Annotated in this window: 23 protein-coding genes; 10 read left to right on the top strand and 13 right to left on the bottom strand. The window is 69.7% G+C overall.

What is annotated here, in order from left to right; all coding sequences use genetic code 11:
* The first annotated feature begins 223 nt into the window (after nt 1-223).
* Genes ACIA5D_RS37575 through ACIA5D_RS37565 form a run of 3 tightly spaced genes read left to right on the top strand, consistent with a single transcriptional unit; the run spans nt 224 to nt 3956 of the window.
* Nucleotides 224-1375: a glycosyltransferase gene (locus ACIA5D_RS37575; protein WP_396035241.1), complete on the top strand. Its 1152-nt coding sequence runs from the start codon at nt 224-226 to the stop codon at nt 1373-1375.
* Complete coding sequence (locus ACIA5D_RS37570; protein ID WP_396035240.1) at nt 1372-2469, top strand: glycosyltransferase; 1098 nt, start codon at nt 1372-1374, stop codon at nt 2467-2469. Before ACIA5D_RS37575 ends, ACIA5D_RS37570 begins: the two co-directional genes overlap by 4 nt.
* Before the next feature lie 8 nt (nt 2470-2477).
* A complete protein-coding gene (locus ACIA5D_RS37565; protein ID WP_396035239.1) occupies nt 2478-3956 on the top strand; it encodes a glycoside hydrolase family 130 protein in 1479 nt (492 codons plus the stop codon).
* 67 nt (nt 3957-4023) lie between these two features.
* Here ACIA5D_RS37565 and ACIA5D_RS37560 read toward each other — a convergent pair whose 3' ends face one another.
* From ACIA5D_RS37560 to ACIA5D_RS37550, 3 genes are read right to left on the bottom strand one after another with little or no spacing between them, the layout of a single operon-like run.
* Entirely contained in the window at nt 4024-4284 is a 261-nt protein-coding gene (locus ACIA5D_RS37560; RefSeq protein WP_396035238.1) for a hypothetical protein, read from the bottom strand.
* A gap of 41 nt (nt 4285-4325) precedes the next feature.
* Nucleotides 4326-5207: a helix-turn-helix domain-containing protein gene (locus ACIA5D_RS37555; RefSeq protein ID WP_396035237.1), complete on the bottom strand. Its 882-nt coding sequence runs from the start codon at nt 5205-5207 to the stop codon at nt 4326-4328.
* A 36-nt stretch (nt 5208-5243) separates the two neighbouring features.
* The gene (locus ACIA5D_RS37550) at nt 5244-5489 is read right to left on the bottom strand and encodes a hypothetical protein (protein ID WP_396035236.1); all 246 of its coding nucleotides are present in this window, start codon (nt 5487-5489) and stop codon (nt 5244-5246) included.
* 292 nt (nt 5490-5781) lie between these two features.
* Between ACIA5D_RS37550 and ACIA5D_RS37545 the strand changes: the two genes are divergently transcribed.
* Both ACIA5D_RS37545 and ACIA5D_RS37540 read left to right on the top strand, forming a co-directional pair.
* A complete protein-coding gene (locus ACIA5D_RS37545) occupies nt 5782-5925 on the top strand; it encodes a hypothetical protein (protein ID WP_396035235.1) in 144 nt (47 codons plus the stop codon).
* Between the two features lie 79 nt (nt 5926-6004).
* Nucleotides 6005-6370: a hypothetical protein gene (locus ACIA5D_RS37540; protein ID WP_396035234.1), complete on the top strand. Its 366-nt coding sequence runs from the start codon at nt 6005-6007 to the stop codon at nt 6368-6370.
* Between the two features lie 20 nt (nt 6371-6390).
* Here ACIA5D_RS37540 and ACIA5D_RS37535 read toward each other — a convergent pair whose 3' ends face one another.
* The gene (locus ACIA5D_RS37535) at nt 6391-7050 is read right to left on the bottom strand and encodes a response regulator (RefSeq protein ID WP_396035232.1); all 660 of its coding nucleotides are present in this window, start codon (nt 7048-7050) and stop codon (nt 6391-6393) included.
* Nucleotides 7038-8222, bottom strand: a complete 1185-nt coding sequence (locus ACIA5D_RS37530) for a sensor histidine kinase (RefSeq protein WP_396035231.1) — start codon at nt 8220-8222, stop codon at nt 7038-7040. The genes ACIA5D_RS37535 and ACIA5D_RS37530 overlap by 13 nt, the downstream gene beginning before the upstream one ends.
* Nucleotides 8223-8375: 153 nt before the next feature.
* Here ACIA5D_RS37530 and ACIA5D_RS37525 point away from each other — a divergent pair, with 153 nt between their 5' ends.
* Nucleotides 8376-8993, top strand: a complete 618-nt coding sequence (locus tag ACIA5D_RS37525) for a hypothetical protein (protein WP_396035229.1) — start codon at nt 8376-8378, stop codon at nt 8991-8993.
* A 21-nt stretch (nt 8994-9014) separates the two neighbouring features.
* On the opposite strand, the gene ACIA5D_RS37520 is transcribed toward ACIA5D_RS37525, so the two are convergent.
* Nucleotides 9015-9839 carry a methyltransferase domain-containing protein gene (locus ACIA5D_RS37520; protein WP_396035228.1) on the bottom strand — a complete coding sequence of 275 codons (825 nt, stop codon included), beginning with the start codon at nt 9837-9839 and terminating at the stop codon, nt 9015-9017.
* Nucleotides 9840-9951: 112 nt separating this feature from the next.
* Here ACIA5D_RS37520 and ACIA5D_RS37515 point away from each other — a divergent pair, with 112 nt between their 5' ends.
* Nucleotides 9952-11397 (top strand): diguanylate cyclase domain-containing protein, encoded by a 1446-nt coding sequence (locus ACIA5D_RS37515; protein ID WP_396035227.1) that lies wholly within the window; start codon nt 9952-9954, stop codon nt 11395-11397.
* A 51-nt stretch (nt 11398-11448) separates the two neighbouring features.
* The gene (locus tag ACIA5D_RS37510) at nt 11449-12480 is read left to right on the top strand and encodes a Gfo/Idh/MocA family oxidoreductase (protein WP_396035226.1); all 1032 of its coding nucleotides are present in this window, start codon (nt 11449-11451) and stop codon (nt 12478-12480) included.
* Here ACIA5D_RS37510 and ACIA5D_RS37505 read toward each other — a convergent pair.
* Nucleotides 12477-13028 (bottom strand): TetR/AcrR family transcriptional regulator, encoded by a 552-nt coding sequence (locus ACIA5D_RS37505; RefSeq protein WP_396035225.1) that lies wholly within the window; start codon nt 13026-13028, stop codon nt 12477-12479. The genes ACIA5D_RS37510 and ACIA5D_RS37505 overlap by 4 nt on opposite strands.
* A 76-nt stretch (nt 13029-13104) precedes the next feature.
* On the opposite strand from ACIA5D_RS37505, the gene ACIA5D_RS37500 reads away from it, so the two are divergent.
* Nucleotides 13105-14523, top strand: a complete 1419-nt coding sequence (locus tag ACIA5D_RS37500) for an MFS transporter (protein ID WP_396035224.1) — start codon at nt 13105-13107, stop codon at nt 14521-14523.
* 120 nt (nt 14524-14643) lie between these two features.
* Nucleotides 14644-15030 carry a VOC family protein gene (locus tag ACIA5D_RS37495; protein WP_396035223.1) on the top strand — a complete coding sequence of 129 codons (387 nt, stop codon included), beginning with the start codon at nt 14644-14646 and terminating at the stop codon, nt 15028-15030.
* Between the two features lie 25 nt (nt 15031-15055).
* Here the strand turns inward: ACIA5D_RS37495 and ACIA5D_RS37490 are convergent, their stop codons facing one another.
* The 6 genes from ACIA5D_RS37490 to ACIA5D_RS37465 form a co-directional block, all read right to left on the bottom strand.
* Nucleotides 15056-15850: an SAM-dependent methyltransferase gene (locus tag ACIA5D_RS37490; RefSeq protein ID WP_396035222.1), complete on the bottom strand. Its 795-nt coding sequence runs from the start codon at nt 15848-15850 to the stop codon at nt 15056-15058.
* A 71-nt stretch (nt 15851-15921) separates the two neighbouring features.
* Nucleotides 15922-16806 (bottom strand): alpha/beta fold hydrolase, encoded by an 885-nt coding sequence (locus ACIA5D_RS37485; protein ID WP_396035221.1) that lies wholly within the window; start codon nt 16804-16806, stop codon nt 15922-15924.
* Nucleotides 16807-16922: 116 nt separating this feature from the next.
* A complete protein-coding gene (locus ACIA5D_RS37480; protein ID WP_396035220.1) occupies nt 16923-20477 on the bottom strand; it encodes a CARDB domain-containing protein in 3555 nt (1184 codons plus the stop codon).
* Nucleotides 20478-20575: 98 nt separating this feature from the next.
* Nucleotides 20576-22153 (bottom strand): alpha-amylase family glycosyl hydrolase, encoded by a 1578-nt coding sequence (locus ACIA5D_RS37475; RefSeq protein ID WP_396035219.1) that lies wholly within the window; start codon nt 22151-22153, stop codon nt 20576-20578.
* Between the two features lie 79 nt (nt 22154-22232).
* Nucleotides 22233-23105 carry a carbohydrate ABC transporter permease gene (locus tag ACIA5D_RS37470; protein ID WP_396035218.1) on the bottom strand — a complete coding sequence of 291 codons (873 nt, stop codon included), beginning with the start codon at nt 23103-23105 and terminating at the stop codon, nt 22233-22235.
* Nucleotide 23106: 1 nt separating this feature from the next.
* Nucleotides 23107-24054, bottom strand: coding sequence for a carbohydrate ABC transporter permease (locus ACIA5D_RS37465; RefSeq protein ID WP_396035217.1), 948 nt, complete (start codon nt 24052-24054; stop codon nt 23107-23109).
* Nucleotides 24055-24109: the final 55 nt, after the last annotated feature.

Below are 24109 nucleotides of genomic sequence, written 5' to 3'. Positions count from 1 at the left end.
AACGTCACAATGAGGGTTATTCACGACCTTCCGCGAGTTGCAGCAACGGCCAGGTTGGCGACGTGGTCTCCACCGTCGTGAATAACCCTCATTTGAATTGCACGTTAATCGGGGCAATTTCCCGGGGCGTCGCAATGGCGTTTGCGCGCGGGCCGTACTCCTTCCTCCGCGTGCGCTGAGTCGTGCTGCGGGGAGGCAGCCGCGAAACGAGAAAGGCCCTGTCATGCCCGCCACGTACGGCTTTCTGAGCACCTATCCGCCCACCCAATGCGGTTTGGCCACATTCAATGCCGCACTCGCCACCCAGCTCAATACGACCGGCAGCGCCGGAGTCGTCCGGTTGCTCGCCAGCGACTACGTGAGCGGCGGCATCGACCTCGACCGGGGCGCGCCGCGCGTGGTGCACACCTGGCACACCGACAGCCCGGGCGGCTGGGTCGCGGCGTCCAACGCGCTCAACCGCTTCGACGTGGCGGTCCTCCAGCACGAGTACGGGATCTACCCGGGCGACGCCGGCGCCGAGGTGCTGCCGCTGCTGCGCGCCCTCAAGATCCCCTCGATCGTCGTCCTGCACACCGTGCTCAGCCACCCCGACCCGCTCCAGCGGCAGGTCCTCGAGCGCATCGGGGCGACCGCGGACGCGCTGGTCACGATGACCGACACCGCCCGGCAACGGCTCATCGCGGGCTACACCGTCGACCCGCGCAAGATCTCGGTGATCCCGCACGGGGCCGGCAGCCACGAGAGCGCGCCCCGCGAGGACCACGACCGGCCGCACCTGCTGACGTGGGGGCTGCTCGGGCCGGGCAAGGGCATCGAGTGGGCGCTACGGGCGCTGGCGCTGCTGCGCGACCTGTCGCCGGCGTCGGCCTACACGGTGGCCGGGCGCACCCACCCGAAGGTGCTGGAACAGTTCGGGGACGCGTACCGGGACTCGCTGAAAGCCCTCGCCGGCACGCTCGGGGTGACCGACGACGTGACCTGGCGCGACGAATACCTGGACCAGGCCGAGCTGTCCCGGCTGATCCGCTCGGCGGACGTGGTGGTGCTGCCCTACGACTCGACCGAACAGGTCACCTCGGGGGTGCTGATCGAGGCGGTCGGCGCGGGGGTGCCGGTGGTGGCGACCGAGTTCCCGCACGCGGTCGAGCTGCTGGCCGACGGACCCGGGCTTCTCGTGCCGCACCAGGACCCGGAGGCGATGGCCGCGGCGATCCGGCACCTGCTCGCCTCGCCGGGCCTGGCCGACCGGCTGACCGGGATCGCGGGCGGGCCGACGCTGCGCTGGCCGGCGGTCGCGGCGCGGTATCAGGCCCTCGCCGGGCGCCTGCTCTCCTCCTCGGCCGCTCCCGTCGCTGCCTCAGTTCCGGCGTGAGCGCCTTCGTCGCAGCTGGAGGCCTGCGGCTCGTTCCGCCGCCCATTCGGCTCTCCGACGTCCCGCCACCCAGCTTCAGCCACATCGCCCGGCTCTCCGACGACACCGGGCTGCTCGAGCACGCGCGCAACGCGATCGCGCGGCGCGAGCACGGCTACTGCGTCGACGACGTCGGCCGCGGCCTGCTGGTCGCTTCGCGTGAGCCACGTCCCGCGCCGCAGGTGGTCACGCTGGCCGAGAGGTATCTGGCGTTCCTGACGCACGCGCAGGATCCCTCCGGCGCCTTCCGCAACCGGATGGGCTACGACCGGCGCTGGACCGACGATCCCGGGCTGGGCGACTGGTGGGGGCGCGCGCTCTGGGGGCTGGGCACGGCCGCGGCGCGATCCACGGCGCCGTGGATCAGGCGCGAGGCCCGCCTGGCCTTCCGCTCGGGGACGCGGCAACGCTCCTCGTGGCCACGTGCCATGGCGTACGCCGGATTGGGCGCCGCCGAGATCTTGCGGTCCGACCCGCGTGACCAGGACGCGGCCTCACTCCTGCGGGACGCCGCGGACGCGGTCGGGCAGCCCGGCCCGGACCCGTCCTGGGTCTGGCCGGAGCCGCTGCTCACCTACGCCAACCCGACCATGGCCGAGGTGGTGATCGCGGCCGGCGACCTGCTCGGCGACGAGCCGCTGCTGCGGGCCGGCCTGCGGATGCTCGCCTGGCTGTGCCGCGAGCAGGACAACGACGGCCACCTCTCCACGGTCCCCGTCGGCGGGTGGCGCCAGGGCGACCCGAAACACCGCTTCGACCAGCAGCCGATCGAGGCCGCCGCCACCGCCGACGCGTGCGCCACGGCCGCCGCGATCACCGGCGACGACCGCTGGGACGAACCACTATTTCGGTCAATAGCATGGTTTTTGGGCGACAACGACACTCAGACCGTCATGTACGACCCACTAACCGGCGGATGTTATGACGGATTAACGGCAGATGGTCCTAATGTGAACCAAGGAGCCGAATCCACCCTCGCGCTCGTGTCGACCCTGCAGCATGCCCGCAAGCTGGCGACCCGGAGCGCGACCCGACCGTCAGGCGGCCTAGCGTGACCGCAACCATGAACTCACAAACCTTTATGACCCGGCACGACATCATCATGGAGCCGGACGACCGGCGCGTGGTGATCAAACTGTTCGTGCCCGGCGAGGACGCCCAGATGGTGCAGAACCGGGCCTCCAGCCTGATCGAGCGCATCCTTCAGCTCGACGAGGCGGAAACGGCCCGGCTGCTCGACGACGTGCTGAACAACTTCGCGGGCCGGCATCACGACCTGCTGTCGACGTTCCAGCACCACTACGCCCTGGTACAGCACCGGGTGCCACCGGAGATCGAGCTGTCCCCGACGGCGCGCACCCTGATCGGCGCGTACTTCAGCCACGAGTTCTCGGTCGAGGCTGCGGCCCTGTGCAACCCGTCGATGGTGCCGCACCCCGACCAGACCAGCCTCGAGCCCGGCGAGCTGCGGGTGGCGATCAGCCTGCGCCAGATCGGCGAGGGCCACATCTCCTCGATCGGCTTCTGCTCGGCGATCCTCGGCCCCGGCGACACCATCCGGCTCGAGGAACGGGGCGGCCCCCTCATGATCGGCCAGCGCGTCGGCGCCATGCACATGCGCTTCCAGCTGTCGGCCGCGCTGATCGACGAGGAGATCGACAACGAGGCTTCCGCGTACGTCGTCTCGGCGCTGCCCGAGCGCTACAGCGACGAGGAGTTCGAGGATGTGATGACCCACATCCCCGCCGAGCTGCTGGCCCGCCCCACCACGCAGGAGACCGTCGACAAGATCCGCCACATCGTCGGCGAGGACTACGCGGTCTCCTTCCCGTGCGCCACCCCCATGCATCAGCGGGTCATGTGGCCCGCCACCCGCGCGGAGAGCAACGGCATGGAGGACGCCCGCTTCGTTCAGGTCCTCGACCCCGACGGCCGGCTCGCCTACCAGGCCACGTACACGGCCTACGACGGCCGCCGCATCTCGGGCCGCGTCATCTTCTCCCGCGACATGCGCCATTTCGAGGTCACCCAGCTGCACGGCCCGGCGGCGAGGAACAAGGGGATGGCCCTGTTCCCGCGCTACGTCGACGGCCGCAAGCTGGCCCTGTGCCGATCCGACGGCGAGACGCTCGGCCTGAGCGTCCGGGACGACCAGCACCGCTGGCAGGAGGCCGTGCCACTGCTGGTCCCGCACCGCGGCTGGGACCTGATCCAGGTGGGCAACTGCGGCTCGCCGGTCGAGACCGAACAGGGCTGGCTGGTCCTGACCCACGGTGTCGGCCCCATGCGGCGCTACGCGATCGGCGCCATGCTCCTGGACCTGGAGAACCCCGAGCGGGTCATCGCCGACCTTCCCGAGGGCTTGATCCACCCCGACGAGGTGGAACGGGAGGGCTACGTCCCGAACGTCCTGTACTCGTGCGGCGGCCTCCTGCACGACGGCCGTTTCTGGCTCCCGTACGGCGCCAGCGACGTGCGGGTGGGTTTCGCCAGCATCGCCCTGGACCAGCTCCTGAGCCGCATGGTCCCGACCGGCTACTGAACCGCCGTCGACCCCCGGCGGCGGGCGGGCCGCCGGGCATGGACATCCGCCTGGTGACGACGCTGTCTCAGGCCTGGTTACGGATCTTGTCCGCCGCGGCGAGCAAGATCTCGGTGGGGATCTCGACGAGGCGCTCGCCTTCGGGCACCTCGACGCCGGCGCTGTCGCCGTTCACGACATAGCCCTGCACCACGACCGTCTGGCGGTCGGTGCCGTACACGGTTGGGCATGTGCCACCGGAGCACTGGCTGGCCAGAACCGGAAGGCGCGAAACCGCGGTAGCGGCACGCTCCTCCGTTGTGGCAACGGGATCCTTGTGGGTCGTCATGACACTGACGGTACGGACGGAGACCGTATTGTCACAACCAGTTAGGCGGTGGCCTCGGACAACCGCCGGATGTAGCGCTTCTCGAAATCGTCGAGGATCGGGTCGATGTCGCTGGTCGCGGCCGAGTCCAGCCCTTCGAACACGCGCCGGTAATAGCCGGCGGTGCGGCGCCCGCGCGACAGCAGGCTGGTACTGAAGAGATCGACGAAGACGTTTCGGTCGTCGGTGAGGACGAAGCCGTGGACCGGCGGGATCGGCCATGGCGCGTTCTGCGGAATGATCCGGATGGTGACGTTCGGGTAGGCCGCGACCACGCGCAACCGCGCGATCTGCGCGATCATGTCGACCGGCGGGCACACCTGGTGGCCGAGCACGTCCTCGGCGATCAGGAAATGGAACTGCCGACCGGGCTCGTCGAGCGTCAAGGCTCGCTGCATGCGCGCCGCGACGGCCTCCGAGACGGCCAGAGTCGAATCGGCGATCTGATCGTCGGCCATCTCCATCCGCAGGACCCCCAGCACGGCACGGGCGTACTCGCTCGTTTGCAGCAGCCCGGGAACCACGGCGGACTGGAAGATGCGCGTGTCACGGGCCGAAGCTTCGAGCCGTCGCACGAAATGTTGCCGATCCGCGAGCCCAGGTTGGGTCGACTGCCAGTCGATCAGGACCTCGCTCGGCCGCTCGACCAGCCCGACGAGACGCTCGACCTCTTCCGAGGGCAGCTCGAGGGCTTCGGCAACGCGGCGGACAACCTGAGGGTCCGGATTAGAGGCGTTGTTCTCCAGCCTGGAGATGGTCGCCTGGCTAATGCCGACCCGCTCGCCGAGCACCTGGCCCGAGATCTGCTTGCTCCGGCGCCAGCGAGCGAGTGCGGTGCCGACGGGCTCGTCGAAGCCGTCGGCGAGGTGAGGCGAGTCGGTCACGTTTGCTCGCCCCTCTCGGTATTCGTCGTTGCGTGGTCAGCCAGCGGCCTTCACCGCTTCGGCGAGCAGCTCGGCGGGAATCTCCACAAGTTGCTCGCCGGCGGGCAGATCAAGCCCCGCGGCCTCGGCGGTCAGGGCGTAGCCCTGGACAACATAAGTGCCGCGGTCGGTGCGGTAGACGGTGGGGCAGCTTCCCCCGGCGCAGAGCTTGGTGAGGAAAGTCAGCGGCTCGGTTCCGTCTCGTTCAGCATCCTGAACGACCGTTAAAGGTTGATTTGTCACAGGCGAACGATACAGCAACTATGAAGTTCTTATGCGCCCTGTGTGCATAGTCTTCATGCAACCACATGGCAAGGCCTGGGGATACCTCGCGTGACTGATGACGTGAAGGCTGAAGCGGTATTCATGTCGCCGGATGACTCTTGCGATCACGTGCATAGTCATGGATATTCATGGTGAGGGTCACGGAGAGATAACCAAGAACGCCGGTTGGCTTCGTACCGTGGTTGTCCCACCGTCAGACGACGGGGTCAGGCCCTTGATGGTGCATATGCGGCCTGAGCGGAGGTCGATCATGCTCTCTTCCTTCCCCACCTCTTCGGCGAGCATCGACCTCCCCGACACGGTGCGCGCCGCCCCACCGGTCGTTTATCTGTTCTTCGCCGCTCTCTGCCTGGTGGTAGCCCTGGTGGCCGCCGCGGCGGTCACCGCGCGCTGAGCGGCTCCGCGCCGCGTCCGAGTCGCCCGGTCCGTGCCGGGCGGGTCCCTCGCATCGTCCCTGGCGACAGGAGAAATCGATGACCAGAACCTTGCTGGCCGGGATCGTCGCTCTGCTGGTACTGCTGTTCGTGCTCAGCGAGATCGTGTCGGCCGTGCTTCCCCTCATCATCGTCCTGACGTTCGTGCCGGAGCGCGAGCGCGAAGCCCTGGCCAGGTTGCTCGCCGCGCTGGACTCGTCCCGTCGGCTACGACTGTGGCGCGCGCTCCGGTTCGCCGTCACGATGCGGCGCCAGGAGCGCAAGACCGCGCTTGAGGCGCGGGACCCCGAGCGCAATCCGTACGCCCACCTGAACGAACTCTTCGCGCAGATGCCCCCCGATGCGCCGCTCAACCAGCGGCGCAGCTGTGCCGAGTCCGAGAAACCGGTCTCGCCGCCGTCGTGACGCATCATCGGCGGCAGAAGTCAGCGCGACTCGTGGACCAGGATCGCAACCTGGACGCGGTTGGTCAGGCCGAGCTTTGCGAAGATCCGCGTCACGTACGCCTTGACCGTCGCCGTGCTCATTCGCAACTCGATACCGATCTCCTGGTTGGTGCGCCCGTCCGCGATCAGCTGAGCCACCTCCGTCTCGCCGGGGCTGAGCCGGCGCAGTCGCTCCAGGGCGCGGTCCCGCCCCGGCCCCTGACCGTGTTTCCCGGCGAGTCCCATCACCTGCCGCAGCACCGACGGTGTGAAGATCGGCTCGCCCTCGGCGGCCCGGCGGATCGCCCGCGCGATGTCGCCCGGTGGCTCGTGCTTGAGCAGGAACCCGCTCGCACCCACCTGCATGGCCCGCCGCACGTGCTCGTCGGTGTCGAAGGTCGTCAGCACGACGACCTCGGGCGGATCCCGCCGCCTCCGCAGGTCGGCCGTGGCCGTGAGGCCGTCCATTCCCGGCATCCGAATGTCCATGAGCACGACCTGCGGCCGGTACGTGTTCACCGCCGCCGCCACCTCGGTTCCGTCCGAGATCGCGCCGACCACGTCGATCTCGTCGAACGCCGCCAGCATCATCGACAGCCCCGACCGGACGAGCGCGTCGTCGTCGACGATGAGCACGCGCACCGGCATCAGGTCTGCCATGGCAGCCAGGCCCGCAGGGTGAACTCGCCGGACGGCGTCGGCCCGTGCTCCAGCCGGCCGCCGGCCAGCCGGACCCGCTCGCGCAGGCCCGCCAGGCCCGCGCCCGCCCCGGGAATCGGCTCGCCGTACGGCCCGCGCACGAGGTCGTTGCCGACGCGGACGTCCAGCCCGCGCGGCCGGTCGACGTCGACGTCCACCCGGACCGGCGCGCCGGGCGCGTGCTTGAGCGCGTTGGTCAGCGCCTCCTGGATGATCCGGTAGGCGTGCCGCCCGGTCTGCGCCGGGACGTCCGCTTCCTCCGGCTCGCCGTCTTCCTGCCCGGTCTCGTGAGGGTCGGCGCCTTCCCCGCGCTGAGCTCGCCGCACGGCGAGGGTGATGTCGGCGCCGGCTAGCCGGGAGCGCTCGACCAGGGCCGGCACGTCGCCGAGGGTCGGCTGGGGCCGGTCCTCGGCCGGCGCCCGCAGCATGCCCAGCAGCATGCGCAGGTCTTCCAGGGCCTCGTACGCCGACCGCCGGATCACGCCGGCCGCCTGTTTCTCGTCGGCCGAGGCCTCGCGCCGCACCTCGAGCGCCCCCGCGTGCAGCGCCAGCAGCGAGACCCGGTGGGCGAGAACGTCGTGCATCTCGCGCGCAATGCGCTCGCGCTCGGCGAGGCGCGCCTGCTCTATCCGGAGGCGCTGGCCCTCTTCCGCCTGACGGGCCCGTTCCGCCCACGAGGCGACGAGCTGGCGGTGCGCGCGGATCACCATGGCCACCGCGACGAAGCTGACGTGCAGCAGCACCACGAAGGCGACGGACTCGTAGTAGACCTGGGTGAGGCCGAGCACCAGGCCGTAGACCGTCGCCACCGCCACGGCGTGCAGGGCCGCGACCGCGATCGTGACGCGGGCCGGGCGGTGCAGCGCCACCGAGAACAACGCGATCGGCGTGGCGCCCATGGGCATGCCGAGCAGGATGCCGAACGGAATGAGCACGAGGGTCAGCGCGACCGGATGGCTGCGCCGGAAGAGCACCAGCCCGATGAAGGAGAGCCCGCCCCCGAAGGCCTCGAGGGGCAGCGGAGCGCCGTTGCCCTCGCCCACCGACTGCCACACGAAGAAGAGCCCGAGCAGCATGGCGATGACCGCGAGGGAGACCTCGAGCAGCCAGTTACGTGTGCTTCGCCGTGCCATGCCTCGACGCTACCGGGGCGGGCTTCCGGCGGGCAGTCGACTTTGGTCGATGGGGCATCGCCTTCAGTCGGTATCGGGACAGCGCGCCCGCGGCGAAGACTCGGACGCGTGCTCCAACAGACGACGAATGTGCCGACTCCGTGGTGGGCCAGGGTGCTGGTGTGGCTCTGTCTGCCGGCGATCGGCGCCGCGCTCCTCTACCTGGTGATCCGGGTGGCTGTGTGGCTGCCGTTGCCCGGTCCGTTCAACCTGGCCCGCGAGCTTCCCGAGCCGGCCGCCACGATCGCCGCTACGGCGCTGGGGGCGCTTCTGGGTCTCGTTCTCGCGGGTCTGGCCGACCGCGAGTCGCTGACGGTGCGCATCAACCTGACCGAGGTGTTGCTCTCCCGCCCTGGCACCACCGTCGCCGTGCCGCGCATCGATGTCACTGTCGCCTTTCCCGACCGCGATCAGCTGGTGCTGCTCGGCCGCACCGGGCGCGAGCTGGCTCGTGAGCCCTGCCATCTCTCGGCCGGGCGCCTGCGTGCCGCGTTCGCGGCGAATGGCATCGCCTGGGCGGATCAGGACCCCTACCTGTCGTCGTATCGCCGCTGGGTGCCTGATCTTCCGGATCTTCCGGCCACGGCGCATGCGTTGCTTGCCGCGCGGCAGAAGGCGGTGGAATCCGGCGATGACGCCGACAAGCGGGAGTTGCGGGGGGAGCTGGGGCGTCTGGGGTACGTCGTTCGCGATGATCGCAAACGGCAGTACTGGCGGCAGGCCGACGGGTAGGACCGCTCACGCGGGCCGGACTCAGGCGACCGTGCCGGTCACTACCCAGATCGTCAGGATCGCCAGGAAATCGCCGCGGTCGCCGGCGGCGTCGACGTAGGAGAACCACTCGTCCCGTACGCCGGGTGGGGTCGTCCAGGCCTGTTCGGGAACCACGGGGTTGACCATGGGCAGCACCACCGCGGCCGACGCCGGGTCGCCGAAGACGCAGGTCACGGGGGTGGCGGTCACGTCGGCCAGGCGGGCGGCGATGAGGCGGCGGCGCAGTGTGCGGCCCATGTCGGCCTGGCGCGGGGTGAGGCGGCCGTGCATGTTGGCGACCACCGTCGTGGCCAGCCTGGACGGCACGCCGTCGAAGGCCAGTGAGCCCCAGTCGGTGTCGATCAGGCAGATCCGGCCCCGGGGGCGTGTCACCCGGATCAGCTCGGCGATCGCCACGTCCGCGTCGTCGACGTGCTGGAGCACCCGCTCGCACCAGACGCCGTCGACGCTGTCGGGCGGCAGGGTCATCGCCGAGACGTCGCCGGTCATGTACCGGACATTGCTGCCGTCGTGTCTCTGCACGGCCGCCGAGATGGTCGCGGCCGAGTAGTCCAGGGCGATGACCTCGCCCGCCGGCCCGACCTTCGTGGCCAGCCAGCGTGCCACGTCGCCGGCGCCGGAGCCCGCGTCCAGCAGCCGGGCGCCGGGCTCGGGCCGTAGCGCCTGCATCGCGGTGCGACGCACGCGCCTGATCTCGGGGTGGCGGCCCATCGCCTCGAGCGCGGCGAGCAGCATGGCGGTCATCTCGCTGGGCTGACTGTCGAGGTCAGCGAAGGGGGTGCGTTCCATCTGCGCGGGCTTCATGCGGCACATGTTGACTCACCGGCGCCGCCTTTCGCGGGCCGCGGTCACTCATCTGACAGGAAGGATCACTGCCCGCTCTTAAGTCCGGCATCGTCCGACCGAAGAAGCCTCGGTGAGCAGATGGCGCTTGCCGCTTCCCGACGGCAGCCTCAACCGGACCCGGCTGAGCGCCGTGGTCATCGGCGGTCTCGCGCTTCTCAGCGAGTGCCCGCAGCTGGGCAACGCGGAGCGCTCGCCGCAGTACACCCGGCTGGCCGCTGCCGCCATCGTCGTGATCTTCCTGATTCTTCTCGGCACCTATCTGAGTCGCCGCTCGAGCTGGCTGACCGCCCTGCCGCTGCCGGTGCTGATCGCCGTCGGCGGCGCGGGACTCCAGGACCCGGTGGCGACCACCGCTCTGGCCATGGCCTCCACGATCGTCCTGTCGCTCTACGGCTCGAAGATCCTCTGGGTGGTCCGGGTCGCGGGAGCGCTGATCGCCATTCCGGTCGCGAACGCGATCTCCCCGATGTCCGGCGACCGGGTCATGACCTGGAACTCGCCCACCGTGATCGGCGTGCTGCCGCAGGTGCTGCTGATGGCCGTGCTGACCCGCGGCATCTACCTGGCGCTGGCCCGCCAGGAGCAGGCGGCCGTCCGCGAGTCGCTGCTCGCCCGGGCCGGGCTGGCCATGCTCGGCGTCACCGACGACGAGCAGATCCGCGACATCGGACGGCAGGCGGTCGGCGAGGTGCTCGCGCTGTCGCCCGGTGTCGCGTTTCTGGTGCTGCGCCGCTGCCCCGGGGGCTTCCGGCTGAGCACCGCCGAGGGAACGCCACCCGGCCTGCGGGGCCGCGAGCTGGGCGATGAGGCCGTCACCGACCCGGAGGTCCTGGCCGCGCTGGTGCCCGGCTTCGGCGTGTGGCACCTCGATTCGCTGGGCGCCGACCCGGCGGTCGCCGACGTCCACATCGCCGTCGGCGGGCGCCGGTCGATCCCGGCGGACGTGCTGGACGCCCTGCGCAACCTGTCGCACCAGGTGATCCTGGCCGAGAAGGGCTGCCACGCCCACGCCGAGCTCGAGCACCGCGCCCACCACGACCACCTGACCCAGCTGCCGACGCGGGCGAAGTTCGTCGAGGCGGTCGGCGAGGCGCTCGGCCGGCCGGCGCACACGGCGGTGCTCAACGTCGACCTGGACGACTTCAAACAGGTCAACGACCGGTACGGGCACGCGGCCGGCGACGAGCTGCTGGTGCAGGTGGCCGCCCGGATGACCGCCGTGACCGCCGGCCGGGGGCTGGCCGCGCGGCTGGGCGGCGACGAGTTCGCGGTGCTGCTGGCCGACCTGGCCGACCCGCTCGAGGCGGAGCGGATCGCCGGGCTGCTCTGCGCCACGCTGGCCACGCCGGTCACGCTGACCGCCGCCACGGTGACGGTCGGCGCGAGCATCGGCGTCGCGGTGGCCGAGCCCGGCGTCACGGTCACCGAGCTCACCCGCCGCGCCGACATGGCGATGTACGCGGCCAAGACCGCCGGCAAGAACCGGATAGAGGCGTTCCAACCCATGGCGGCCTGATGGAGGCACCCTTGATCGGCAGACGGATCATCCTTGTGGCAGGCTCTTCGCATGAGTGACGCGGTCAAGTTCGGTCTCGTCGGCTACGGCTCCGGCGGGCGTATCTTCCACGCTCCCCTGCTGGCCTCGGCGGAAAACGTCGACTTCCTCGGCGTGGTCACCAAGTCGCCCGAGCGCCGTGCCGAATTGGCCGCCCAGCACCCCACCGCGACCGCCTTCGACTCGATCGCCGATCTGAAGAAGGCCGGCGCCGAGGCCGTCAGCATCTCGACCCCGGCCGCCACCCATGCCGAGGTCGCGAAGGAGGCGATCGCCCACGGCCTCAACGTCGTGGTCGACAAGCCCTTCACCCTCGACGCCCCCAGCGCGCACGAGGTCGTCGACGCCGCGAGCGCCAAGGGCGTCCTGCTCAGCGTCTATCAGAACCGCCGCTGGGACTCCGACCTGCTCACGGTCCGCAAGCTGATCGCCGAAAACGCGCTGGGCACGATCCGCCGCTTCGAGTCCCGCTTCGAGCGCTGGGACCCGCAGCGCAAGGTCCCCGCGGCCGGCGGCGGCACCCTGCTCGACTTCGGCTCGCACCTGGTCGACCAGGCCCATCTGCTGCACGGCCCGGCCGTACGCGTCTACGCCGAGATCCGCGGCAACGGCGATCTCGACGACGACTTCTTCCTGGCCCTGCACCACGTCGGCGGCGTCGAGTCGCACCTGTGGGGCAGCTGGCGCCAGGCCGCGCCGGGCCCGCGTTTCCGGGTCAGCGGCTCCACCGGCTCCTATCTCGTGAACGGCATCGACGGCATGGACCACCAGGAGTCCCTACTGAAGTCGGGAAGGTCCCCGGCGACGCTCGGCGACCGCTGGGGCGTCGAGCCCGAGCACGGCTGGGGCCGCCTGTACCACGGCGCCACCAGCGCGCCCGTCCCGACCGAGCGCGGCCGCTGGGACACGTACTACCCGGCGTTCGCGAAGGCCGTCCGCGGCGAGGGCCCTCTTCCGGTCGACCCGGCCGACGTGCTGCGCAACATGGCCGTCCTCGATGCGGCGCGCGAGAGCGCCCGCACCGGAACAGCGATCAGGCTCTAGGGCGAACGAAGGCCGTCGAGCGCCAGCGTGAGCACCCGCTCGCGCTGCGCGTCGTCGACGAACGCGGCCGACATCAGGCCCGACACCATGCGCAGCAGGTCGTCGAAGTTGGCGTCCGCGCGCACCACGCCCGCCGCCTGAGCCCGCACGAACAGCGGCTCGCCCGCCTCGTACATCGTCTTGCGGCAGCTCGCGAACAGCTCGGACTCGCGGTTCAGCGCCTCGATGACGGCCCGCTTGGTGATGGCGTACTGGACGAACTGGTCGAGCCAGGCCATCAGCGCCTCCCACGGCGGCAGTGACCCCACGGCCGAGGCAACCGACGCGAGCTGCTCGATCTCCGACACATAGACGGCTTCAAACAAATCCCGCCGTGTCGGGAAATTCCGGTACAAGGTACCGATCCCCACCCCGGCCTGCCGCGCGATGTCCTCCAGCGACGCCGAAGTCCCCTGCACCGCGAACGCCGTCCGGGCAGCAGCAATCAACGCGTCAAAGTTCCGCCGGGCGTCAGCCCGCACCGGACGCCGCACACCGACCGCCGCCATGACGAGACCCACCTCACAGACCAGCCGAACACCCGGACCTTGCGAACCGGAGGCACCCCTCCGCTAATGTGGAGGCATGCCTCGACTTTATCAGACCTTCGGCGTGCTCTCGGCCGCCGCGGCCGCGTTCGCATTGATGCAGTCGCTGGTGACGCCAGTTCTGCCGGTCATACAGCAAGACCTGCACACCGACACCGGCACGGTCACCTGGGTGCTCACCGCCTGGCTGCTGGCCGCCTCGGTGGCCACCCCGCTCATGGGCCGCATCGCCGACATGATCGGCAAGGACCGCGCGTTGCTCGTCGCCCTCGGCGCGATCGCCCTCGGCTGCCTGCTCGCCGCGATCGCGCCCACGATCGGCGTCCTGATCGTCGCCCGCGTCCTGCAGGGCCTCGGCGGCGCGATCTTCCCGGTCTCGTTCGGCATCATCCGCGACGAATTCCCGCCGCACCGCGTCACCTCGGCGGTCGGCGTCATGGCCGCGGTCATCGCGACCGGCAGCGGCCTCGGCATCGTCCTGGCCGGTCCGATCGTGGGGGCCCTCAACTGGCGCTGGCTGTTCTGGATCCCGATGATCGTCGTCACGCTCGTCGGCATCGTCGCCAAGCTCGTCGTCCCCGCGTCCCCGGTGCGCAGCCCCGGCAAGGTCAACTGGCTGGCCGCCGTCCTTCTCTCCGGCTGGCTCGTCGCGCTGCTGCTGCCGCTGAGCAAGGCCACCACGTGGGGCTGGGGCTCCGGCCGTACGATCGGATTGCTGGTATTGGCCGTTGTCCTGCTCGCCGCCTGGTTCGTCGCGGAGCTCCGCTCCGCCAACCCGCTGATCGACATGCGCATGATGCGGCTGCCCGCGGTCTGGACCACCAACGTCGTCGCCCTGCTCTTCGGCGCCACGATGTTCGGCATCTTCGCCTTCCTGCCGCAGCTCATGCAGGTCCCCAGCTCGACCGGCTACGGCTTCGGCGCCAGCGTCACCCAGGCCGGCCTGCTGATGCTGCCGATGATGGTCACGATGGCCGTCTTCGGCTCGCTGTCCGGCCCGCTCACCCGCTGGTTCCCCAGCAAGGTCCAACTGATCGCCGGCGCCGCCCTGGCCGCCGTCTCCTGCTTCTCGCTGGCCACCGAACACGGCTCGAAGCCCCTGGTCGCGATCGCCGGCGGCGTCTTCGGCATCGGCCTGGGCCTGGTCTACTCCTCGATGATCAGCCTGATCGTCCAGAGTGTCCCCATGCACCAGACCGGCGTGGCGTCCGGCATGAACACCAACATCCGCACCATCGGCGCCTCCATCGGCACCGCGATCGTCAGCTCGGTGATCACCAGCCACGCGACGCCGAACGGCCTGCCCGCCGAGTCGGGTTACACCGAGTCGTTCCTGATCCTCGCGGTGGTCGGTGTCGCCGCCATCGGCGTCGCCTTCCTCGTCCCCACCGGCCGTCGCCGGCGAACCCCCGAGCCGGTCCAGGCGCTGCCGGAACTCACGCCCGTCGAAGTCTAGATATCGTACGAGTCGAGCAGCCCCACGCCGGGCGGCGACCGCACCCGCGGCGCCGCCCCGCTGGGCGGTGGGTCACCGCCATACGCGGCTTCCGGGCCGGCGCGTCTTAGGCTCAGTGCCGTGCGGATCGACCTCTTCACGATCGTGGTGGACGACTACGACACCGCGATCGGCTTCTTCACCGAAACCCTGGGCTTCGAGCTGATCGAGGACTCGCCCGCCACCACCACCGACGGCCGGCCCAAACGATGGGTCGTGGTCCGCCCGCCCGGCGCCGGGACCGGCATCCTCCTGGCCCGCGCCGACGGCGCCCACCAGCGATCCGCCATCGGCAACCAGACCGCCGGCCGCGTCGGTTTCTTCCTGCGGGTCGACGACTTCGACGCCCACCACCGCCGCATGCGACAGGCCGGCGTCACCTTCGTGCGCGAGCCCCGCGACGAGCCCTACGGCCGGGTCGCGGTCTTCCTCGACGTCGCCGGCAACCGCTGGGACCTGCTCGGCTGACCGCCGGCTCGCCGGGATCGCGACGCTACGGCTTGCGGCCCACGCCGCAGTACTGATTCACGTCGAGGTCCGGGTCGCCGGCGTCGGGCCGCCACCGGGAGCACGGCACGACGCCGGGCGTGAGCAGCTCGAGCCCGTCGAAGAACTGCTCGATCTCGGCCGCGCTGCGGTAGACGATCTTCGGCGTGCCGTGCTCGTTCCAGAACCCGACGATGTCGTCGGCCTCGGCCCGGTTGATGTCGTTGCACCCGTGCGCGATCGTCAGGAAGCTCCCGGACGGCAGCGCGTCCACGAGTTCGCGGATCACCGAGCGCGCCTCGTCGAAGTCGAGGATGAAGTGCACGATGCCGAGCAGCGTGACCGCGACCGGCCGGCCGAAGTCGAGCGTCCGGGTCGCCTCGCGCAGTATCTCGCCGGGATGGTTGAGGTCGCCCTCGATGTAGTCGGTCTGCCCCTCGGCGTTGCCGGTGAGCAACGCCCGCGCATGCGTCAGGACCAGCGGGTCGTTGTCGACGTAGACGACCCGCGTGGCGGGGGCGATACCCTGCGCGACCTCGTGGGTGTTGTCGGCGGTGGGCAGGCCCGTCCCGATGTCGAGGATCTGCCGGATGCCCTGCTCGGCGACGAAGAACCGCACGACGCGCTTCAGGAACGCCCGGTCGGCGACCGCCAGGTCGATGATCGAGGGGAACCGCCGGGCGATCTCGTCGCCGGCCGCCCGATCGGACGCGAAGTTGTCCTTCCCGCCGAGCCAGTAGTTCCACAGTCGAGCCGAGTGCGGCACGCCGGTGTCCAACTTGGAGATCTGGTTGTCCGTCACCGCGAATACTCCTTGCCCGCCCAATGAGTGCGGCCAGGATAGCCGACAACCGATCCCACGAACGCCCCCACTCAGGACGGCCGCGACCGGGTGTGTTCGCGGAGATGGTCGACGATCGTGCCGAAGTTGGCGACCAGCGACAGGTGGCCCTCCCCCGGCACCAGGTGGACGTCGGCCGACGGCAGATGCGCCGCCAGCCAGCGGCCGTGCGCGAAGGGAACCATGCGGTCCTGGTCGCCCTGCCACAGGGAGACGGGGACCTTGATGTCGGCGAGAGGGAAACCCCAGTCCTGGGCGAAGGCCAGGTCGTCCTCGCGCCAGCCGGCGATGCCGGCCGAGACCGAGGCCTGGAAGGACGCCGCCAGATAGGCGGCGAGGCCGCCATCGGTCAGGGCGCGCTTGTCGACCTCGGAGATCAGGTCGCCGAAGGCCTCGATCATGTCGGCGGGCGCGACGGACTTCAGCGGGGAGGCGGCCTTGGCGAGGAACGCGTCGAGCGCATCCGGGCCGTCCAGGGCGGCGGAGAACTCGGCCACGTTCTCCTCGCCCATGCCGTCCAGCCAGTCGAGGCCCTCGGCGCCGAACGGCGCGACGCCGGCGATGGTGGCGGCGGCCCGGCAGCGGCCGGGGAGTAGGGCGGCGCAGGCCAGGGCGTGCGGGCCGCCGCCCGACCAGCCGACGGTGACGAAGGTGGGCGCGTCGAGGGCGTCGAGCAGGGCCGCCGTGTCGGCGGCCACGTCGGCGACGCGGCGGCCGGGGTTCGGGGTCGAGGTGGCGTAGCCGGGGCGGCTCGCCTGGACGATGCGGAAACCGCCGGCCAGGGCCGCGTCGAAGAGCGGGTCGTAGCGGACGGTGCCGGAGGGGGTGCCGTGGTGCAGGACCAGCGGGATCGCCGCCCGGGGGCCTTCGGCCAGGTACTCGAGGGTGCGGCCGTCGGGAAGGGTCAGATGCTCCATGCGGTGAAACCTACAGAGGCGGAAGGGCCCGCGGGGACGTTGCGCGGGCCCTTCCTCATTACCTCGGGAGCGGGCTCAAATAGCGAAGTTGCATGGGTTTTCCGCTGCGGGTCGGCTCAGTTGCGAGTGATGGTGAACGTGCTGGTCTGGTTCTCGATGTCCCGGAAGTTGTTGCTGAACTGCAGGTTGGTGAAGGTCACCGAGCCGACCGCGGGGCCCTGGCCGGTCTCGGGGAGCGGGTTGGCCCAGAGGCCGAAGCCGGACTTGGCGTCGTACGCGTCGCCGCTCTTCTGGGCGCCGCTGATGGTGATGTTGGTGAACGTGGTGTCCTTGATCGGATTCTGCGGCTGGCCGCCCACGTAGTTGGTCTGGAACATGATTCCGGAGTAGGTCGGATCGACGATGTCGACGTTGCTGACCCGGATGCCCTGGAACACCTTCGACGCGCTGAAGATCCAGATCGCCGGGAAGGTCTGCGCGCCCCAGAAGTGGCCGCCGGCCCGGACGATCGAGATGTTGTCGAACACCGTCGGCGGGTTGGCGCCGAAGCCGTTCATCGGGTAGCCGAAGTCCAGCGAGCTGATCGTGATGCCCGAGTAGACCAGGGTGTCGGCGATGTAGATGTTCTTGAACGTGTTGGCGTAGCCGCCGTAGACCGCGACACCGGCCGCCCGCCACGTCAGGATCGACGTGAGGTTCTGGTAGGTGTTGTTGATCTCGTCGGCGCCGCCCGCGTCGATCGCCGAGAACAGCGCGAAGCTGTCGTCGCCGGTCGCCCGGGCCTCGTTGTTGTCGACCAGGTTGCCGGTGCTGCCGTTGGTCATGTTGATGCCGTCGGCGAATGTGTCCCGGATGCGCGAGTTCTTGATCACCATGTTGTCGGTGTTCGCGCCCCAGTACAGGCAGACCACGTGCTCGGCCCAGATGTTGTCGATGGTGATGCCGCTGACGTTGGAGAAGTCGAAGACCTTGCCGGGGCCGTCGATGCGGATCGTGTAGTTGCCGAAGTACGCGAAGTTCTTGAACGTGGAGCCGTTCGCGCCCGCGTCGGCCCGGAAGCCGGCGTCGGTCTCGGTCTGGGTGGTGGGGGCGAGGAAGCGGGTGTACCAGGGGCCCGCGCCGGTGACCACGATCGGCCGGCCGTACACCTGGAGTTTGCTGGAGACCTGGTAGTCACCGGCCGGCAGGTAGACGCCGAGCTTGGTGGTGTCCTGCCGGGCCGTGTCCAGCGCGTTCTGCACCGACTGCTGGTCGAAGCCGGTCGGCACGACGTACCTGGCGGCGTCCGGGTTGGCGAGCGCCGCGACCTGCTCGAGGTTGATGAAGTCGATCGCGATGGAGCCGGAGTTGGCGCCGTCCTTCTGGAGCTTGATCGTGCTGCCGGCCGGGAACGAGCCGGTGAGCAGGATGTTCGCCTCGTCGTAGATGTGCCGCGGGTCGGAGCCCGAGTTCTGCGGCGCCGTCTCGTTGCCGTAGAGCCACGCGTACTTCGAGGTGAGCGGCAGGGTCTTGTTGAGGGCGCCGTTCACGTACACGTTGATCGAGCTGGTCGTGCCGTCGGGGATGGAGAACCGGGCGACGACCGTGTTCGTGGCCGCGCGGCTGGTCCACTGCACGTACGCGCCGGTCTGGTTGAGCGTCACGGCCTTGCGCCCGGAGGCCTCCCCGGCCAGGTTACCGACCGTTCGGTTAGGGCCGACGATCGCCGCTCCGCCGCCGAGGGAACCGTCCTCGGCCTCGTACATGTCATAAGGCATATTGGCCCCACGACCGACAAAGAACGGCTTGTCCGAAGTGTTGTTGGCTTGTTTGACGGACAGCTCGTTGGCGTCGACCGCGATGACGGTGCGAACCGTGTACTTCCCGTTGACGGCCGTCCAGGTGCCCAGGTTCAGAGCGGGCGAGGACGCGCCGGCGGCCAGCGTCCCGGTGTAGGAGCCGGTCAGCGTCCTGACGACCGTCGAGCCGTTCAGAACGGTCAGGGTGACGCCGTGGGCGCCGGAAGCCGAGGCCGCCGAGCCCTGGTTCTTGATGGTGACCGAGAAGGTGACCGTGTTGCCGGCGGCCGGGTTGCCGGGCGACCAGGAGACCACCGACGCGATCAGGTCGGAGCTGGAGACCGGCGTGACGACCAGGTTGGACGAGGACGTGAACGAGTTGTTCGCCTCGTTGGTCTCGATCACCGTGTTGGACTCGTCGACCTTCGCGGTCAGCGCGTAGGTGCCGGCGTCCTTGGCGCCGATGTTGGCCGAGACGGTCGCCGAGGCGCCCGCCGCGAGGGCCGCCACGGTGGCGGTGCCGACCTTCGTCGTACCCAGGTAGAGGTTGACGTTGGTTGCGCCCGAAGCCGCGGTCCCGCTATTGCGGACGGTCGCGGACAGCGTGATCGCGTCGGTCTCGACCGGGGCGGCCGGGGACGACGTGATGCCGGTGACCGTGAGGTCCGGGTTGGGCGCGGCCACGCCGATCACCTGGAGCTCGGCAACCTGGCCGCTGGGCGCGCCGGTGTTCGCGGTGAAGGAGAGTCGGAGGTCCGCAGCGGTTCCGCTCACCGGGATGGTCACCGTGTTGCCCGAGGCCGGGTTGAAGGTGTACGTCGCCGCACCCACCAGCGTGGTGAACGCCGACGAGCTCTGCTCCCGGCCGAGGACCGAGAACGTCTGCTGCCGCGTGCCCCAGCTGCTGTCCGGGTTCAGCTTGACCACGACCTGCTGCAGCGAGGCGTTGGCGCCCAGCTGCACGGTCAGGTTCGCCGGGTACGCGCTGCCCTCCCAGTAGGTGGCGGTGTTGTTGTCGTTCGCGTTGGCCGCCACGAAGGTGAACACCGTCGAGGACGCCTCGATCGGCTTGTTCAGCGCGAGGTTGGTGCCGGTGCCGCCGCTGCCGTTGCGGGTGACCGTGTTGCTGGCCGCCGACACGTTGCCGGCCGCGTCCTTCGCCTTCACGTAGTAGGCGACGGTAGCGGTGTCGGGCTGGCTGTCGGTGTAGGTCAGCACGCCCGAGCCGACGCTGGTGCGCAGCACGTTGTTGGCGTACACGTCGTAGCCGGTGACGCCGACGTTGTCGGTCGAGGCCGACCAGGTGAGCCGGATCTGCCCGCTCGCCGGCTGGGTGTAGGCGAGGTTGCCGGGCGCGCTGGGCGCCACGGTGTCGCCGGTGACCGGGCCGTAGACCTCGAGCTCGGAGAGCTGCCCGGCGGGCCAGCCAGTGTTGCCGGTGAAGGTCAGCCGCACGAAGCGCGCGGTGGCCGCGGTGAAATCGACGGTGACCGTGTTGCCCGAGGCCGGGTTGAACACGTAACCGGCCGACGCCTTGAGCGTGCTGAACGACGAGCCGTCGGAGCTGCTCGAGACGGACAGCGTCTCGGTGCGGGTCGCCCAGGCGGTGGCCGGCGGGAGCTTGAGGACGACCTGGTTGACCGAGACGGCCGTGCCCAGGTCGACCTGCAGCCAGTGCGGGAACGCGTTGTTGTTGCTCTCCCAGTACGTGTTGGCGTTGCCGTCGCCGGCGTTGCCGGCCCCGTAGACGTCGGTGAAGCTGCTGGCGGAGAAGGTCTTGCCGGCGGCCAGGTTGGGTCCGGCGGCGGACGCGAGGGTGGGTGCGGTGAGGACTGCGGCCACGACCCCTACGGCCGCGGCGGCGGCCAGGAGTCGTCTTCTGAGTCTCGGCATGGCGGGAGCGGTGCCTTTCTTCCGTGAAAAGCCCCCCGGGGATGGTGCTCCTCCTGCTCTTTCCAGGGGCGCCGGCGGCGGATCCGGCGCCTCGAAAATCAACGCAAGCGCAGCCAGACGGCGGTGTCCTGGGGGAGGCGGTCACCGTCGAGCGGGCCACTGGCGAGCAGGGCGGTCTCGTGGTCCGGCAGGGGGATGGAATCGCCGGACATGTTGACGACACAGGCGAAGTCCGCGCCGCGGGTGAAGGCGAGGACCTGGGGGTGCAGGTCGAGCCAGGCCATTTCGGGGTGGCGAAGGCCGGGTCGCAGCCGGATCGCGTCCCGGTACAGCTCGAGCATCGAGCTGGGGTCGCCGGTCTGCGCCTGGGCGGTGCGGTCCTTCCACTCGGCGGGCTGGGGCAGCCACGGGGTGCCGGTGGTGAAGCCGAACGGCTGCTCGTCGCCGCTCCACGGCAGCGGCACCCGGCAGCCGTCGCGGCTGTGCCCGCGCCGCGCCCACATCGGGTCCTGGTACTGCTCGGGCGGGATGTTCTCGTTCTCCCAGAGGCCGAGCTCCTCGCCCTGGTAGATGTAGGTGGCGCCGGGCAGCGACAGGGAGAGCAGGGCGGCGGCGCGGGCGCGGCGGGTGCCCAGCTCGAGGTCGACCGGGGTGCCGTCGAGGTTGTTGTCGAAGCTGAACGTGGTGTCCGCGCGGCCGTACCGGGTGACGTGCCGGGTGACGTCGTGGTTGGACAGCACCCAGGTGGCGGGGGCGTCGATCGCGGCGTGCGCGTCGAGGGTGGCGTCGATGCACTCGCGCATGAGCGCGGGGTCCCACGCGCAGCCGAGGAACAGGAAGTTGAACGCCTGGTGCAGCTCGTCGGGGCGCAGGTAGTTGGCGAACCGGTCGACCTCGGGCAGCCAGACCTCGCCGATCAGGGCGCGGTCGCCGCCGTACGTGTCGGCGACCCGCCGCCAGGCGCGGTAGACGTCGTGCACCTCGTCGAGGTCGTGGAACGGATGGGGCTCCCCGTCGCGTACCTCGGGCAGGGCCTTGTCCTTGAAGAGCAGCGCCGCCGAGTCGATGCGGATGCCGTCGACGCCGCGGTCGAACCAGAAGCGCAGGATGCTCTCGAACTCGGCGCGGACGTCGGGGTGATCCCAGTTGAGGTCCGGCTGCTCGGGCGTGAACAGATGCAGATACCAAAGACCATCGGGCGTACGGGTCCAGGTCGTGCCGCCGAACTCCCCTCGCCAGTCCGTCGGCATCTCGTCACCGTTCGGGCCGCGGCCCGGCCGGAACCAGAAGTACTCGCGTTCCGGCGCGTCCGGCGAGGCCAGCGCCGCCTTGAACCACGGGTGCTCGCTGGAGATGTGGTTCGGGACGATGTCGACGATCATCCGGATGCCGACCGCGTGCGCCTCCTCGATCAGCGCCTCGGCCTTGGCGAGCGAGCCGAAGACCGGGTCGATGTCGCGGAAGTCGGCCACGTCGTAGCCGGCGTCGGCCATCGGCGACGGGTACCACGGGCTCATCCAGATCGCGTCGATGCCGAGGTCGCGCAGGTGCCCCAGGTGCGAGCGGATGCCGTCGATGTCCCCGACGCCGTCGCCGTCCGAGTCGGCGAAGCTCCGCGGGTACACCTGGTAGATAACCGCGCTCCTCCACCACGGACTGCCGTCTGTTGTGGACACAGGTACCTGCTTTCTACATGGGTAGCTAAGCCCGGCACGGCCGGACGAGGATTTTTGCTGATATTTCAGAAAGAGGGCGTCAGCCCTTGAGACTTCCTGCCGTCAAGCCCGACATGATGTTGCGCTGGAAGATCAGGAAGATGATCACCGTCGGGATCGCGGCGATGACCGAGGCGGCGACGACCACGTTCATCGGGGTGCCGCCGGAGAAGGCGTAGATGCCGACGCTGAGCGTGCGGGTCTCGGGCGAGGGCATGACCAGCTTCGGCCAGAGGAAGTCCTTCCACACGTACGTGACCGCGAAGATCGACACCACGCCGAGGATCGGGCGCGACATCGGCAGGATCACCGACCACAGCGTGCGCAGCGGGGACGCGCCGTCCACCATGGCCGCGGCGATCAGGTCCTCGGGGATCGAGTCGAAGAACCGCTTCAGCAGGAAGATGTTGAACGCGTTGGCGACCAGCGGCAGCCAGATCGCCCACGGCGAGTCGATCAGGCTGGCGTGCACGAACGGCAGGTCGATCGCGGTCACGTACTGCGGGACGATCACCACCATCGCCGGGATCATCAGCGTCGCGAGCATGAGGGCGAGGACGACGTTGCCGAAGATCGGGCGGAGCTTGGAGAGCGCGTACGCGGCGGCGGTGTCGAACACGAGCTGGAAGAAGACCGCGCCGACCGCGTAGTAGAAGGTGTTGAACATCAGCTTCGCGAGGTTCAGGTTGTTCCACGCGTCGGCGTAGTTCTGCGTCTGCGGATCCTGGGGCCACAGCGTGGGCGGGGTCTGCGCGATCTCCTGGCCGCTCTTGAGCGCGCCGGTGACCATCCAGTACAGCGGCCCGATGAAGACCAGCGTGAAGACGACGATGACCGAGACGAGAATCGTCCAGTAGAGGAACTTGCCCCGGCCGCGCTGGAGCTGGGCCTGCGAGATAAGGGTCCGTGTCATCTCAGTCCTGCTTCGTGGTCAGCCGCACGTACACGGCGGAGAAGACGGCCAGCACCAGGAGCATGATCACGCCGAGCGCCGCGGCGCCGTTCAGGTCGTTCTGGAAGAAGCCGTGCTGGTAGATCAGGTACGCGACCGAGGTCGCCGAGTCCTGGGTGCCGGCGCCGTTGGCCAGGATCAGGGGCTCGATGAAGACCTGCATGGTGGCAACGATCTGGAGCATCGCCAGCAACGCGAGGATGAGCCGGGTCTGCGGGATCGTCACGTTCCAGATCCGGCGCAGGATGCCGGCCCCGTCGAGCTCGGCCGCCTCGTACAGCTCGCCGGGGATGTTCTGCAGCGCCGCGAGGTAGACCAGGACCGCGGCGCCCATGTTCATCCAGGTCGACGCGATCACCATGGCCGGCATGGTGGCGGTCGGCGACTGCATCCACTCCGACGTGGGCAGGTGGAAGAACCTGAGGATCGCGTTGAACAGGCCGGCGTCGCTGGGGTCGTACGCGTAGTACTTGAACAGGAACAGCGCCGAGGCCGGCGGCAGCATCACCGGCAGGTAGACCAGGATGCGCAGGTAGCCCTTCCCGTGCCGCAGCTCGTTGAGCAGGATCGCCACCACGAACGGGACGACGTAGCCGAGGACGAGCGCGAGGACCGTGAAGTAGAAGGTGTTCTTCCAGGCGGTCCAGAAGCTCGGGTCCTGGACGATCCGCACGAAGTTGTCGAAGCCCACCCACGTGGTCACGCCACGCTTCGTGTGCTGGAAGCTCATCACGATGCCGCGGATCATCGGGAACCACTGGAACAGGGCGAAGCAGAAGATCGCCCCGATCAGGAACGCGTAGCCGGTGAGGTTGTCCCGCAGCTTGCGGCCGCGCCTGGTCTGCGGTTTGGCTCCGGCGTAGACCCGTTGCTTCCGGCTCGTCTCCGGGACGCTGGTGATCGTCGCCAACGAAAACTCCTGCTTTCAAGAAGGGGTGCGGGGGCTTGACGCCCCCGCACTCGTC

Origin of the sequence: Actinoplanes sp. NPDC051513 (assembly GCF_044454685.1) — a bacterium.
In the GTDB taxonomy this organism is placed as follows: domain Bacteria; phylum Actinomycetota; class Actinomycetes; order Mycobacteriales; family Micromonosporaceae; genus Actinoplanes.
Note: the sequence above shows the minus strand (reverse complement) of the source record. Positions and strands in the feature narration are given on the sequence as shown.